The organism is Parasphingorhabdus sp., from assembly GCF_036963705.1.
Lineage (GTDB): Bacteria > Pseudomonadota > Alphaproteobacteria > Sphingomonadales > Sphingomonadaceae > Parasphingorhabdus.
In genome coordinates this window covers 43554-58173 of sequence record NZ_JBALUT010000016.1, presented here as the reverse complement: position 1 = coordinate 58173, position 14620 = coordinate 43554, and the positions used below count along the sequence as shown (strand labels likewise).

The window sequence follows — 14620 nt, the reverse complement described above, 5'->3', positions numbered from 1 at the left end:
CATTGGCTGCCCAGGTCCAGTTCCAGCTGTTGAGCATCGCTTCGACCGTCGGGCCATCTAGGCTGCCGACAATGAAACCGCCAAAAACATAAGCGACCATGCCGCCGAGCGGGATGCCCAGCGCGTAGACCGAAACGGCGGTCGAGCGTTCCTTGGGAATAAAATAGTCGGCGATGATCGAATTGGCGGGAGGAGAACAGCCCGCTTCGCCGATGCTGACGCCGATGCGGAATATGAACAGCGCGATAAAGCTGGTCGCAAAGCCGCATAAGACCGTCATCAGGCTCCATAAGGCCACCGATCCGGCGATGATCCAGACCCTGTGGTTCTTCTCGGAAAAACGAGCGATCGGGATGCCGACAAATGTATAGAGAATCGCGAAAGCCGGGCCGCCGAGCAGCCCCATCTGCCAATCTTCAACCCCGAAGCTTTCCTTAATCGGCTCGGTCAATATGTTGATGATCGTGCGATCGATGAAATTGAAAATATAGACGGTGAGCAATATTCCGAGAATATAATTGCGGTAATTCTTAGTGCCATACCCCGTTTCCGGGCTTCCACCATCACTGGAAAGCGCGACATTATTCGCTGTAGTTTCGGCCAAATTCAGACTCCCATAGCGTTTCCCAACTGATTGTTACCGCTGGGTATTCTCGCATGGTACCGAATTTTTCGGCATTGTATATGCCATTGTAAAATTTGGTTATGAAGGTTTGACGATTGGGAAGGGTGTTGGCCACAGGTGCAATTGCCCTGACATCCTCATCCACAAAGCGCTGTCCTACACCCGGCTCGTTCGCATATTATCGCTATTGATCCTGCAACAGATGCTGGACAGGCTCTTTGACAATTTGAATGGGAAAGCCGCGTTTATCACCGTCCGCAAGTTGCCGGCAGTCTGGTGCGAGGAGCAGTTTGAAAGATTACACTCGACGCCGCTTTATGACCGGTAAAGACCAGAAATCCGGGGCTTCGGGGCAAAGATTACATAAAACAAAACCGGCCTTTGCTGTAAAGCTTGGTAGACTGCAGCCATGATCAGGCTGGCGCGCAGGATGGAAACATCACCGCGACCACTTTGCGCCTTCGTGCGCGTTCGATCGCTCCGCTGCCATGAGCGTGCCAAGCGGCCTTTAATCGTGGGTGCGGCCGAAATCGGGTGCGGCGTCGTCCTGGCCTTCTTCGATGATCCTGCGGCGGATCGCGCGGGTCTTGGAGAACAGGTCGAACAGTTCGTCGCCCTTGTCCCAGCGGATGGCGCGTTGCAGAGCAGTCAGGTCCTCGGAAAAGCGCTGGAGCATTTCCAGCACCGCTTCCTTGTTGGACAGGAAGACATCGCGCCACATCGTCGGGTCGGACGCAGCGATCCGGGTGAAGTCGCGAAAACCGCCAGCGGAATATTTGATCACTTCGCTGCGGGTTACGTCTTCGAGGTCGGACGCAGTGCCGACGATGGTATAGGCGATAAGGTGGGGCAGGTGGCTGGTGACGGCGAGGACCAGATCATGATGTTTGGCGTCCATGATCTCGACATTGGCGCCTAGCTTCTCCCAGAAGGCTTTGACTTGCTCGATATCTCCTTCCGCAGCATCATCGGGCGGGGTCAATATGCACCAGCGTTCGTGGAACAGGGTCGCAAATCCGGCGTCCGGGCCGCTATGCTCGGTGCCGGCGACGGGATGGGCCGGGATGATCCTTGCACCGGGAAGCGCCTTGGTGAGCGCGGCCAGAACATTTTCCTTGGAGGAGCCGACGTCGCTGATGATCGCGTCATTCGGCAGGTCGGCCGCGATTTCGGAGGCAACCTCTGCGATCACTCCGACCGGGACACAGAGCATGACAAGGCCGGCATCGGTGACAGCCGCACCGGCGCTGTCGCTGACATCGTCGCAAAAGCCGAGCTTGATAACCCGCGCCCGTACGGCCGGATCGCTGTCAAAGCCGGTGATGCGCGCCGATGGCATGGATTCCCGGACCGCATGGGCGATAGAAGAGCCGATCAGTCCGAGACCGATGATCGTGATATTGGCAAAGGGCAGCATCAGCCGGCGTCGGCCAATATTTCGCGCAGGGCTTTCGCGAGACCACGGGTTTCGAGTTCGGTACCGATGGTCATCCGCAGGCCGTTGACCAGCCCCTGACCGGGCAACCAGCGCACGGCATAGCCCTTGTCCAGAAGGGCAGCATTGGCCTGTTCGGCCGTGACCTTGCCTTCGAACAGGACGAGCAGGAAATTGGTGTGGCTGGGGATGACTCTGAGGCCGTGATTATCAAGCGCGCTGCACTCTTCGCTCAGCCACTGGCGCCATTTCGCATTATGCTTGCGGCTCGATGCAACAAAATCATTGGCGGCCAGAGCGGCGAGGGCGGCATGCTGACCGGCGGTGGTGACGTTGAACGGTAGTCGGATCCGGTTCATCGCATCGATAATCTCGGTCGATGCATAGCCCCAGCCGATCCGTTCGGCCGCGAGGCCGTGGATCTTGGAGAATGTGCGGGTGACTAGGACATTGCCCTTGGTCTCGGCCAGACCGAGGGCGCCATCGTCTTCGTCTGCTACGAGATATTCGGCATAAGCGCCGTCGAGCACCAGCAGGACATGGCCGGGAAGTTCTGCCTGCAGACGCGCGATCTCCTCGCGACTGGAGAACGTGCCGGTAGGATTATTGGGGTTGGCGATGAATACCACCCGCGTCTGGTCGTTGACCTTGGCAAGTATCGCATCGACGTCGGTGCCATAATCCTTGTCATCGGCAATGACCGGGGTGCCGCCGTAGCGCCGGGCGGCAATATCATAGACCGCAAAGCCATAGCGGACGTAGATGATCTCGTCGCCTGGCCCGCTGAATGCATTGGCGGCAAGGTGGAGCACGTCGTCGGAACCGGTACCGCAAATGATCCGCGCAGGATCGAGATGATATTTGGCGGCAATCGCTTCGCGCAATTTGGTCGAGCCGGGGTCGGGATAGCGGTCTACGGACGCGGAGGCGGCGTTTAATGCTTCGGTCGCTTCCGGACTGCATCCCAGCGGGTTCTCGTTGGCCGAAAGCTTGACCAGCTTCTTGCCGTCATCGCCGCTCGATTTGCCCGGCACATAGGGCGCAATTCCCATGATCCAGTCTTTTGGTTTTGGTGCACTCATTGCCTTGGCCTACCTGTCTGGAGATAATCTCTGTCGCCGGACTAACCTTTGCGGCCTGTCAGTCAACAGCATTATCATTTGACGGTCGGGATTTCGCCGCTTAGCTCCTCTGATCATGAGTGAAGATACGCGTTATGGATTGAACAGGCAGGTCCGCTTGCTGGGGCCGCTGCCGCTGGACAGCGGGACAAGCCTTGCGCCGGTCGAATATGCCTATGAAACCTACGGCAATCTCAATGCGGACGCCAGCAACGCGATCCTGATCTGTCATGCGCTGACCGGCGATCAATATGTCGCCTCGAAACACCCGCTGACCGGCAAGGACGGCTGGTGGGTAAGGATGGTCGGACCTGGCAAGCCGATCGATACCGATCGCCATTTTGTCATCTGCGCCAATGTGATCGGCAGCTGTCTCGGCAGCTCTGGTCCCGCGACGATCAATCCTGCTACCGATGAGCCCTGGGGGATGGATTTTCCGGTGCTGACCATCGCCGACATGGTGCGGGCGCAGGCGATGCTGCTCGACCATCTCGGGATCGAGCGGCTGCATGCGGTTGTTGGCGGTTCGATGGGGGGGATGCAGTCAATAAGCTGGGCCGCGCTCTATCCGGAACGGGTAAAGTCGGCGGTTATCATTGCCTCGGCAGCACGGCATAGCGCTCAGAATATCGCCTTTCACGAAGTCGGACGACAGGCGATCATGGCCGATCCGCGCTGGCGCGGCGGGGCCTATTATGCCGACGATGATCCGCCAAGCAGCGGTCTCGCGGTGGCGCGGATGGCGGCGCATATCACCTATTTGTCGGAAGAAGGCCTGACCGAGAAATTTGGCCGGCGGTTGCAGGACCGGGAGGCCAAGACCTTCGGCTTTGACGCAGATTTCCAGGTTGAAAGCTATCTCCGCCATCAGGGAATCAGCTTTGTCGACCGCTTCGACGCCAACAGCTATCTCTACATCACCCGGGCGATGGACTATTTCGATCTCGCCGAAGCCCATGGCGGGGTCCTGGCCAACGCGTTCAAGGGATCAAAAACGCGCTTCTGCTTGATCAGTTTCGACAGCGACTGGCTCTATCCGACCAGCGAAAGCCGGACGATGGTCCACGCACTCAACGCGGCGGGCGCTGAGGTCAGTTTCATGGAATTGTCTAGTCCGTTCGGTCATGACAGCTTCCTGCTCAAAAACCCCGAAATGAACCGGATCGTTGATGGCTTCCTGAAGGCGGGGGAGGGGAAATGAACAAACTCCGCCCCGATTTACAGATTATCGCCGACAATATCGCTCCCGGCAGCCGGGTGCTCGATATCGGCTGCGGTGACGGTGCGCTGATGGCGGCGCTGCGCGATGAAAAAGGTTGCGATGCCCGCGGGCTGGAGATCGAACCGACCAATGTCGCCAGCGCGGTCGCCAAGGGGCTATCGGTGGTGCAGGGCGATGCCGACACCGATCTTGCCGCTTACCCCGACGGCAGCTTCGACTATGCGATACTCAGCCAGACGCTGCAGACCACTCACCGGCCCGATGTCATGCTCGACCAGTTGCTGCGGATCGGCCAGCAAGCCTTTGTCAGTTTTCCCAATTTCGCCCATTGGCGGGTGCGCAGCTCGCTGATGTTCGGCGGCCGCATGCCGGTCACTCGTCTGATCCCGCAAAGCTGGTATGACACGCCCAATATCCACCATGTCACCATCGACGATTTCCGGGCTCTGGTGCAGGACGGCAAATATGCGCAGGAAGGCCAGTGGTTCCTCAGCGGCGACAAGCAGACCGGGCGCGGCCTGGCAAACCTGCTGGCGGAACATGCGGTGTTTTTGTTGAGGGGGTGAGTTCGTTATTCTCGCTGAACCTCTTCCAATCCCCAAGCAACCAATATAGCCAGCCCGCTCATCCCCGCCATGATCGCCAGCACAATCTCCCCGCCAAACCAGTTGGCAACCAGACTGAAGACCCCGCCGGCAAGCAACAGCAAGCCAATGATCGTATTGGAAAGCGCGGTATAGGCGGCGCGGGTGTTCTTGCTCGCCATATCGACGAGATGGGTTGATCGCCCGAGGCGCACGCCCTGATAGGCGATCATCAATCCGAACAACAGGACCGGCAATATGATACCGCCGCCCAGTGTCCCTGCGAGCGCAAGCCAGCTTGTTATCGCCAAAATGACAGCGCCAACCATCGCCGAAAAAATCAATACCTTGCGGCTGGAGCGGTCGGACAGGCGGCCCCAGACAAAGCTGCTGCACAGGCTGGCGAGAGCGGACGCGAGCACCAGGAATCCGAGCTTGTCATAGCCTTGTCCAGCCTCGCTGCCCACGGCGATCATGAACGGCGGGGCCAGCGCGGTTGCCGTCAACAATCCCCGCGTCGCGATAAAGCGGGTAAGCTGGGGATCATCCTTCAGATAAGCGAAGTTTTTCAGCGCCTCCTTAAACGCAGACTTTCCGCCTTCGGTGGCACCAGCTTCTTCGTGTAAAGTTGCGAACAATAGCGCGCTCAATATCCACGCCGCGCCGGCCAAAAACAGGCCGCCGGTGACCAGCATCATTCGGTCGATCAGGTTGAAGGATAACGAGAGTGCGAAGATGATGACGCCAACCGAGGCGATTGAACCCGCCAGCCCGGTTGCTGTGCCGCGTCGGGACTTGGCAATAGTTTTGCCGAGCACATCTTTGTAGCACACCGAGCACACGCTCCGCGCCAGAGCCAATATCGCCAGCGCGATAACAATCGTCCAGCCTGCGGCAATACCGGTCATAGTGATGGCAACAAATCCGATAGCAGCGGCCGCGAGACCCTGTACCAACGACCCGCCGACCCAGGCCCATTTGCGACGTGGCAGCCGCCGCAAAAAGCCGGCCGTCAGAAGTTGTGGCAATAGAGCGCCAGCCTCCCTCACCGGGACGAGCAGGCCTACGAGGGCAATTGGTGCTCCGAGGGAGGTCATCAGCCAACTCAGCACCAGTTTCGGGTCAATCAGCCCGTCGGCAATCTTGGTGAGGGCTAGCGATCCGACATGAGTGAAAAAATTGCCCGGTTCCTGTTTGCAGGCGCTTTCCGGAATGTCTGCGCAGGCGCGACCTTCGTCATCGATGATGATCGACTGGAACGCTTTTTCGGTCGTTGATCGACTGGACATGACCAGGCTTTACCGGATTAACGCTCTCGCGTCGTGCTGAACTTTAGGTCAGGATTGCGCTCTTCCTGATAGCCGACATCCCATGCGCTTCTTGCCAGAAACACCAGATTATTATCGCGGTCCTTGGCTAGCGCGCTCTGGTTTATATTGGCAAAGGCGTCGACAGTCGCTTCTTCGCCGCTGATCCAGCGAGCAGTTTCGAACGGCGCTTGCTCCAAATAGGCGTCGACCTTATATTCTGCTTCCAGCCGGGACACGAGAACCTCGAGCTGCAACTGCCCGACCACACCGATGATCCAGTTGGCACCGATTTCGGGATAGAAAACCTGCACCACGCCTTCTTCGCTGAGATCATCCAGCGCCTTGCGCAGCTGCTTGGTCTTGGTCGGATCGCGCAGGATGACGCGGCGGAGGATTTCGGGCGCAAAATTGGGCAGGCCCGTGATCCGGACCTGGTTCTTCTCCGACAAAGTATCGCCGACCCGCAATGTGCCGTGATTGGGGATACCGATAATATCGCCCGGCTCGGCGGTGTCAGCAATTTCCCTGTCCTGCGCGAAAAACAGAATTGGCGAGTGGATGGCAATCGGCTTGCCAAGACCCGAGGGTGTCAGCTTCATACCACGTTTGAACTCGCCCGAGCACAGCCGCATGAAGGCGATTCGGTCGCGGTGCTGCGGGTCCATATTGGCTTGAATCTTGAAAATGAAACCGGTGACATCGCTGCTTGCCGGATCAATCGGTGCCGGGTCAGCGGGTTGCGGGCGGGGCGATGGCGCATAATCGGCAATCGCCTCGATCAGCTCTTCAACGCCGAACTGTTTGAGCGCAGAGCCGAAAAAGACCGGGGTCAGATCGCCGTTCTGATAAGCTTCGAGATCGAAGCCGCTATAGCCGCCTTGCGCCAGTTCGCCTTCGCTGGTTAATCGTTCGAGCGCGCTTTCGCTAAGGACTTCGGCCAGCTTAGGGTCATCGAGACCGGAAAATTGCTGGGTCACGCCGTCATATTGTTTGCTGTCGCCGGTCGGCTGGTGGAGCTGGTTGTTGATCAGATCATAGACGCCCTCAAACTGTCCGCCCATGCCGGCGGGCCAGCTCATTGGGCAGACGTCGAGTGCCAATTTGTCGGCAACCTCGTCGAGCAACTCGAACGGATCGCGGCCTTCGCGGTCGACCTTGTTGATGAAGGTGATGATCGGCACGTTGCGCATCCGGCAGACCTCGAACAGTTTCAGCGTCTGCGCCTCGATACCGGATGCCGCATCGATCACCATGATCGCGCTGTCGACGGCGGTCAGCGTGCGATAGGTATCCTCGGAAAAATCCTCATGGCCCGGCGTGTCGAGCAGATTGAAGACAATGCCGTTGCGCTCGAAGGTCATGACGCTGGAGGTCACCGAAATCCCGCGTTGCTGCTCGATCTTCATCCAGTCCGACCGCGCCCGCCGGTTGTCGCCCCGCGCCTTGACCTCGCCCGCCAGATGGATAGCGCCGCCCTTCAGCAGCAGCTTCTCGGTCAGCGTCGTCTTACCCGCATCGGGGTGAGAGATGATCGCGAATGTACGGCGTGGTTTGGTCATCAGTTTCTGTTTCTCGTTTCCGCGTTAGCGGAGCCATCTTAAAAATTTATCACGCGAAGCCGCGAAGGCGCCAAGATTTAACGGTTATCCGGATCTCTTTGTATCTTCGCGCCTTCGCGCCTTCGCGTGATACCCAAAAGACCGGTGCAGCTATCGCTGCAGATGGTTGATAAAACTAGCCCCTCAATTCCGCGCCCAATTTCGCAGCGTTTACCACCACTTTGTCCGACAATGCCTTCAGATCCTCTTCGGTCAAGGTTGCGTCAATCGGTTGCAACGTCACTTCCACCGCTAGCGATTTCTTGCCCTCGCCCACACTCGGTCCCTCAAACAGATCGAAAATCCGCGCATCGGTAATCAGCTTCTTGTCCGCGCCCTTGACCGCACGCACCAGATCGCCCGCTGGCAGATCCGCATCGACGATGAAGGCAAAATCGCGGGTCACCGCTTGTAGCGCAGGCGGGGCAAAAGCATCGCGCATATGGCCGGATTTCTTCTTCAGCGGTATCGCATCGAGGAATATCTCGGCAGCAACGGCCGCGCCTTTGAATCCCATCGCCTTGGTCGTCGATGGGTGAAGGACACCGTAAGCCGCCAATATCTTCTTCGGCCCCAGTCGCAAGGTGCCTGATTGACCGGGATGATAATGATCACCCGCTTCGGCGAAATCCATCAGCTTGTCGGTCGGTGCGCCAGCGGCATCCAATATCGCGAGCACTTCCGCCTTGGCGTCATAGGCATCGAATCTGGTTGCGGCACCAGCCTGCCAGCTGCGGGCGTGGTTTTCACCAGCCAGCAGCAGACCGATAGTCGGATGTTCGCTGCTTTCCAGATAGCGGCGTCCGACTTCGAACAGACGGATAGACGATGCGCCGCGCGCCGCGTTGCGCTGGGCCGCTGCGATCAGACCGGGGAGCATCGAAGGCCGCATGACCTTCATGTCTTCGCTGATCGGGTTGGCGAGGCTCCATGTTCCGCCGCCAAATGGTGCGGCTTCTTTCTCGGAAATAAAGGACCAGTTGACGACTTCGTTGAGACCGCGCGCTGCCGCTGCCCGCCGTGCCTTGCGCTCGGCCAGCTGTTCCGGAGAGGCGGTGGGCTTGGCTACACCCGGCTTGCGGGGAAGCGGTGTCGATGGAACCTTGTCCAGTCCCTCCATACGGATGACTTCCTCGACCAGATCCTGCCAGCCGGCGACGTCACGGCGCCATGTCGGCACGGTGATTTGCCAATCGTCACCGATAACAAAACCCAGCGCTTCCAAAATACCGTGCTGTCGATCCGGATCGACATCCAGCCCGCCCAAGGCGGCGCATTGGCGTGGGTGATAATCGATCACGCGCTGCTCTGTCGGTGCTTCGCCGACACTGGTGATCTCGCTGGCATCTCCGCCGCAAAGCGCCTGCACGAGGGCAGTCGCTATCTCTACGCCTTCTTCCAGAAAAGCCGGATCAACGCCCCGCTCGAACCTTTGCCGCGCATCGCTGGTCAGCATTAGCTTCTGGCCGGTACGGGCGATATGGGCCGGGTCGAAATAGGCGCATTCGATCAGCACATCGGTGGTGTTTGCGTCCGTGCCATTAGCCGCGCCACCCATGATGCCTCCGATACCATGTGCGCCTGCTTGATCGGCGATCACAGTCATGGTCTCGTCGAGCGTATATTCCTTGTCGTTAAGCGCGACCAGTTTCTCGCCCTGGTGCGCCTTGCGCGCAACCAGTCCGCCGTTCAGCTTGGCCACGTCATAGACGTGCAGTGGGCGCCCCTGATCTAGGGTGACATAGTTGGTGATGTCGACCAGCGCCGAAATCGGCTTCTGGCCAGCGGATTTCAGCCGGGCCTGCATCCAGTCCGGTGAGGCGCCATTGGTCACGCCGCTGACGGTGCAACCGTAAAAGGCGGGACAGCCTTCGGGATCGTCGATAGCGATATCAGGACCGGCACCGCTCCGGGCGATGGATGAGATATCCCGCGGCTTGAGCGTGCCCATGCCAGCGGCCGCGAGATCGCGCGCGATGCCGCGGACACCCATGCAATCCTGACGGTTTGGCGTAATCGCGACGTCGAGGATCGGATCATCGAGTTGTGCATAATCGGCGTAGCTCGTGCCAACCGGCGCATCGGACGGCAATTCGATGATACCGTCATGATCTTCGCCCAGTTCAAGCTCGCGTGCGCTGCACATCATGCCGAAACTCTCGACATCCCGGATTTTGGTAGGTTTCAGCGTAAAATCACTCCCAGGGATGTATGTGCCGGGTGGGCCGAAGACACCGACCATATCCTTGCGCGCATTGGGCGCGCCGCAGACGACTTGCCATGGTTCAGCGGAGCCATCGTCAACCTTTAGCAATTGCAGCTTGTCAGCATTGGGATGCGGTCCTGCTTCGATAACCTTGGCGACGCGGAACGGACGCAGAGCATCGGCGGGATTTTCAACGCCCTCGACTTCCAGCCCGATATCGGTCAGTTTGTCGGTGATCTCGGTAAGACTTGCCTCGGTATCGAGATGGGACTTGAGCCAGCTTAAGGAAAATTTCATGCGCCGACTCCTCCGCTCAATGTGGGGACGTCGAGTGCGTCAAAACCGTAATGATCGGCCCAGCGCAAATCACCATCGAAGAAAGCGCGAAGGTCATCCATGCCATATTTCAGCATTGCCAGTCGGTCGATACCACAGCCAAAGGCAAAGCCCTGCCAGACGTCCGGATCCAGCCCGCAATTCCGGATGACATTGGGGTGGACCATGCCCGAGCCCAGCAATTCCATCCAGCCGCCATTTTCGCCTCGAGGATCACCGCCGATGATTCGACGACCGCTTTCAACCGAGAAGCCCAGGTCCACCTCGGCCGATGGCTCGGTGAACGGGAAATAGCTGGGACGAAGGCGCAGTTCGATATCGTCGCGCTCGAAATAGGCACTAAGAAAGGTTTCCAGCGTCCATTTGAGATGGCCCATGTGGATGCCCTTGTCGATCACCAGGCCTTCGACCTGATGGAACATCGGCGTATGGGTCGCATCGCTGTCGCTGCGATAGGTGCGGCCGGGTGCGATAAGATAGATCGGTTCACCGGCACCGTCGGTTTGCTTGGCGACATCCATCATCGTGCGGATCTGCACCGGTGACGTATGGGTGCGCAGCAATTTGGCCATCCCGCCTTCGTCGGTTTGTGGAAAGTAGAATGTGTCGTGCATCGCGCGAGCTGGATGGGTCTCGGGAATGTTGAGCGCGGTGAAATTATGCCAGTCGTCCTCGATTTCCGGACCGGTAGCGACCGAGAAGCCGAGATCGGCGAATATCTCTGCCAGTTCGTCCATCACCTGGCTGACCGGATGAATGCTGCCCTTTGGCGCGCTAGGCGGCGGCAGGGTCATATCGAGTTTTTCGGTAGCGAGGCGGGCGTTCAGCGCTTCGCCGTCCATCGCGTCTTTCCGTGCCGCGATCGCATCGGCCACGGCTTGCCGCGCGCCGTTGATTTTCGGGCCCTCGGTCTGCCGCTCTTCGGGGGTCATTTTGCCAAGCGTCTTGAGCAATAGCGAAATTTCGCCCTTCTTGCCCAGGGCCGCGACGCGAATGGCTTCGAGAGCGTCGCCATCACCAGCCGCTGCTATCTGTCCGAGATATTTCTCTGCAATTTCTTCACTGGCACTCATGACTTTACCCTATTTTCCCTGTCGACCGTCTAAAGCAGGCTGCGGCAGAAAACCCAATAAAAAAGCGCCGCGAGATTGCTCTCCGGCGCTTCTTTGAATTTCTGAAAATGCTTAAGCTTTCGCTAGAGCATCCTGCGCCTGTTTGATGATGCCGCTAAACATAGCAGGTTCATTCATCGCCAGGTCGGCCATTACTTTACGGTCGAGTTCAATCCCGGCGAGCTTGGTGCCGTGGATAAATACGCCATAGGTCATGCCTTCTGCACGAACCGCAGCGTTGATACGCTGGATCCACAATGCGCGGAATGACCGTTTCTTGACCTTGCGGTCGCGATACGCATATTGACCAGCTTTTTCGACAGCCTGTCGTGCGATGCGAATGGTATTTTTGCGACGGCCGTAATAGCCCTTCGCCTGAACCAATAATCTTTTATGTTTTGTACGAGTGGTCGTACCCCGTTTGACACGTGCCATAATCTATATCCTGTAAATCTGTGAAATATGAAGCGCGACCTGTTAAAGTCCGTATGGCGCCCATTTCTTGATTGTTTTTGCATCAGCGTCGCAACATTTTTTGGTGCCGCGGTTTTGACGGATATATTTGCTGTTATGGCTCATCAAACGGTGACGTTTGCCGGCTACGCCGTGCGTTACTTTGCCGGTTGCGGTGATTTTGAAGCGTTTCTTCACACCACTTTTGGTCTTCAACTTGGGCATTTTGGTCTCCTCTAGAAGTTACCGTTACGGATACTTGTGGCAGCCCAACACTGGCCAGAGCATCACATAGGAACGGGGTCTTTAGCGGGATTCGGCAGGAAAGCAAGTTTTAATGCGATGGAAAAGCGTCAATGATGACAGGCAATCGCCTCCAGTATATCATCGACCCGAGCGTGATCGCCGATAGCCAGCACATGGCCGTCTGATTCCGCGTGAAGCGGTTCGCCGTTCCAGTCGCACATCATCCCGCCGGCGCCGTCGACAATCGGGGCGAGGGCAGCGAAATCGTGGAGTTTCAGTCCTGCTTCGCAGACCACATCGACATGGCCGCTAGCGACTAGGCCGTAATTATAGCAATCGCCACCATAGATGATCTTACGCGGCGCGACCTTGCTGGCCAGTCCCATGAAATGCTCGGCATCATGCTCGTCAAACTGGTGTGGCGTGGTGGTCGCGAGGACGGCGTCCTTGAGTTCCCGGCAGCGCGCGGATTTTGCCGGCTGGCCGTTGAATATTGTCGGGCGACCGATAACGCCGACCCAGCGTTCGTTTGAAATCGGCTGGTCGATGATCCCGATCAAGGGAAACCCTTCCTGCATTAGTGCGATCAACGTTCCGAATATCGGCCGGCCGGCGATAAAGCTGGTGGTGCCGTCGATCGGGTCCAGCACCCATTGGCGCGACGCTCCTTCGTTGCGGGTGCCATATTCCTCGCCGATGATTCCGTCATCCGGCCGCTCGGCCTCGATAATCGCCCGCATCGCCGCTTCCGCTGCGCGATCCGCTTCGGTTACCGGGGATGAATCATCCTTGGTTTCCTGATCAAATTTGGCGCGGAAGAACGGACGAATAGCTTCGCCGGCGGCTTCAGCCAGTTTTTGCGCGAGATCGATGTCTTTAGGTGTCATTGGTCGTCGGCCTCCGCTTGGCTTGGTCGCCAGGCCCATAGATAAAGGATCAGGCCGGTGATGATGAACATGGCGCAACCGGAGAGAGCCCAGGCATTGGCCCACCAATAGTCGCCCCAGCTAAACTCGCCGGACATGATCTTTTTCCAGCCATTGAAATGCTGCATCCCTGCAACGATCAGGCCCAATGCGGCTAGCGTTGAAGCTATCCATCGGTTCAGCCAGTGCTGGGTATTGGCGAGCAGGAGCAGGCCTAGCAGTCCGATGACGGTTCTTTGGGCCCGACAATAAGGGCAGACATAGACCCAGTCCGCCCATTCGGTAAACCAGGCGAATAAAGAGATGAAAATCGCCAATATCGCGATGTGAACGCGATATTTTAGCAGCAGTTCGAAACTGGGCATTATCGTCTCCCGATATGAGAAATTCCGGTCGGGATTAATCCCACAAGCTGCTGACCGAGCTTTCATCCGCGATCCGCTTGATCGCTTCGCCGAGTAGCGGTGCGATCGGAAGGACTCGAATCTTGTTGGAATCGAGTGCCGATTGCGGCGCACGGATGGTGTCGGTGATGATCAGCTTGCGGAGCCGGGAGGCGTTGACCCGTTCGACCGCCTTGCCGGATAATACGCCGTGGGTGATGTAGGAAACGACGTCGGTTGCACCGGCTTCTATCAATGCATCCGCCGCATTACACAAAGTTCCGGCGCTGTCGGCAATATCGTCGATCATGATGCAGAACCGGCCTTTGACATCGCCGATGATGTTCATGACCTCGGAAACGCCCGCCTGCTCGCGGCGCTTGTCGACGATCGCGAGTGGCGCGTTGTCGAGCCGCTTTGCCAATGCCCGGGCGCGAACCACGCCGCCGACATCGGGGGATACGACCATGATGTCCTTGTCGCTATGACGCTTGATGATATCTTCACTGATAACCGGTGCGCCGTAGAGATTGTCGGTCGGGATATCGAAAAAGCCCTGAATCTGTCCGGCGTGAAGATCAACTGTCAGTACTCGGTCGGCACCCGCTTCGGTAATCAGGTTTGCTACTAGCTTGGCCGAAATCGGGGTGCGCGGTCCCGGCTTCCGATCCTGCCGTGCATAGCCGAAATAAGGAATGACCGCAGTGATCCGCTTGGCCGAAGCCCGGCGCAGGGCGTCGATGCTGATCAGCAGTTCCATCAGATTGTCATTGGCCGGATGGCTGGTTGACTGGACGACAAAGACATCCTCGCCGCGGACATTTTCGTGGATCTCAATGAAAATCTCGTCATCGGCAAAGCGCTTGACGCTCGCATCGGTGAGCGGGATATCCAGATATGCGGCAATTTCGGTAGCGAGTGGCAGATTACTATTGCCCGACATGAGTTTCATAGTTGCGTTCCCCGATCCAGCGGCCCGCAAGAATCTCCAACGGAACCCCATGTTAATTTTGCCACCCTGTTAGACAGGTGGCCATGAAATCAAAAGTCCGTATTTGCGTTT

Annotated in this window: 14 protein-coding genes; 2 read left to right on the top strand and 12 right to left on the bottom strand. The window is 57.9% G+C overall.

What is annotated here, in order from left to right:
• The 3 genes from V7680_RS05925 to hisC all read right to left on the bottom strand — a co-directional run.
• Nucleotides 1-604: MFS transporter (locus tag V7680_RS05925; RefSeq protein ID WP_335652369.1), on the bottom strand; the 604-nt coding region annotated here is incomplete at its 3' end.
• Nucleotides 605-1133: 529 nt separating this feature from the next.
• Nucleotides 1134-2042 (bottom strand): prephenate/arogenate dehydrogenase family protein, encoded by a 909-nt coding sequence (locus V7680_RS05920; RefSeq protein WP_335652368.1) that lies wholly within the window; start codon nt 2040-2042, stop codon nt 1134-1136.
• Nucleotides 2042-3142, bottom strand: a complete 1101-nt coding sequence (gene hisC / locus V7680_RS05915; RefSeq protein WP_335652367.1) for a histidinol-phosphate transaminase — start codon at nt 3140-3142, stop codon at nt 2042-2044. Before hisC ends, V7680_RS05920 begins: the two co-directional genes overlap by 1 nt.
• A 115-nt stretch (nt 3143-3257) precedes the next feature.
• Here hisC and metX point away from each other — a divergent pair, with 115 nt between their 5' ends.
• Both metX and metW read left to right on the top strand, forming a co-directional pair.
• Nucleotides 3258-4382 carry a homoserine O-acetyltransferase MetX gene (gene metX / locus V7680_RS05910; RefSeq protein WP_335652366.1) on the top strand — a complete coding sequence of 375 codons (1125 nt, stop codon included), beginning with the start codon at nt 3258-3260 and terminating at the stop codon, nt 4380-4382.
• The gene (gene metW / locus V7680_RS05905; protein ID WP_335652365.1) at nt 4379-4969 is read left to right on the top strand and encodes a methionine biosynthesis protein MetW; all 591 of its coding nucleotides are present in this window, start codon (nt 4379-4381) and stop codon (nt 4967-4969) included. Before metX ends, metW begins: the two co-directional genes overlap by 4 nt.
• A gap of 5 nt (nt 4970-4974) precedes the next feature.
• Here the strand turns inward: metW and V7680_RS05900 are convergent, their stop codons facing one another.
• The 9 genes from V7680_RS05900 to V7680_RS05860 form a co-directional block, all read right to left on the bottom strand.
• Entirely contained in the window at nt 4975-6276 is a 1302-nt protein-coding gene (locus V7680_RS05900) for an MFS transporter (RefSeq protein WP_335652364.1), read from the bottom strand.
• 17 nt (nt 6277-6293) lie between these two features.
• Nucleotides 6294-7856: a peptide chain release factor 3 gene (locus tag V7680_RS05895; RefSeq protein WP_335652363.1), complete on the bottom strand. Its 1563-nt coding sequence runs from the start codon at nt 7854-7856 to the stop codon at nt 6294-6296.
• Between the two features lie 175 nt (nt 7857-8031).
• On the bottom strand, nt 8032-10398 hold the full coding sequence (pheT, locus tag V7680_RS05890) for a phenylalanine--tRNA ligase subunit beta (RefSeq protein WP_335652362.1): 2367 nt from the start codon (nt 10396-10398) through the stop codon (nt 8032-8034).
• Nucleotides 10395-11510: a phenylalanine--tRNA ligase subunit alpha gene (gene pheS, locus V7680_RS05885; RefSeq protein ID WP_335652361.1), complete on the bottom strand. Its 1116-nt coding sequence runs from the start codon at nt 11508-11510 to the stop codon at nt 10395-10397. The genes pheT and pheS overlap by 4 nt, the downstream gene beginning before the upstream one ends.
• Nucleotides 11511-11621: 111 nt before the next feature.
• Nucleotides 11622-11984 (bottom strand): 50S ribosomal protein L20, encoded by a 363-nt coding sequence (gene rplT, locus V7680_RS05880; protein ID WP_335652360.1) that lies wholly within the window; start codon nt 11982-11984, stop codon nt 11622-11624.
• A 42-nt stretch (nt 11985-12026) separates the two neighbouring features.
• On the bottom strand, nt 12027-12227 hold the full coding sequence (gene rpmI / locus V7680_RS05875; RefSeq protein ID WP_335652359.1) for a 50S ribosomal protein L35: 201 nt from the start codon (nt 12225-12227) through the stop codon (nt 12027-12029).
• Nucleotides 12228-12355: 128 nt separating this feature from the next.
• Nucleotides 12356-13135, bottom strand: a complete 780-nt coding sequence (gene hisN / locus V7680_RS05870) for a histidinol-phosphatase (RefSeq protein ID WP_335652358.1) — start codon at nt 13133-13135, stop codon at nt 12356-12358.
• The gene (locus V7680_RS05865) at nt 13132-13539 is read right to left on the bottom strand and encodes a hypothetical protein (protein WP_335652357.1); all 408 of its coding nucleotides are present in this window, start codon (nt 13537-13539) and stop codon (nt 13132-13134) included. The genes hisN and V7680_RS05865 overlap by 4 nt, the downstream gene beginning before the upstream one ends.
• A 34-nt stretch (nt 13540-13573) precedes the next feature.
• Nucleotides 13574-14509 carry a ribose-phosphate pyrophosphokinase gene (locus tag V7680_RS05860; protein WP_335652356.1) on the bottom strand — a complete coding sequence of 312 codons (936 nt, stop codon included), beginning with the start codon at nt 14507-14509 and terminating at the stop codon, nt 13574-13576.
• Between the last annotated feature and the right edge of the window lie 111 nt (nt 14510-14620).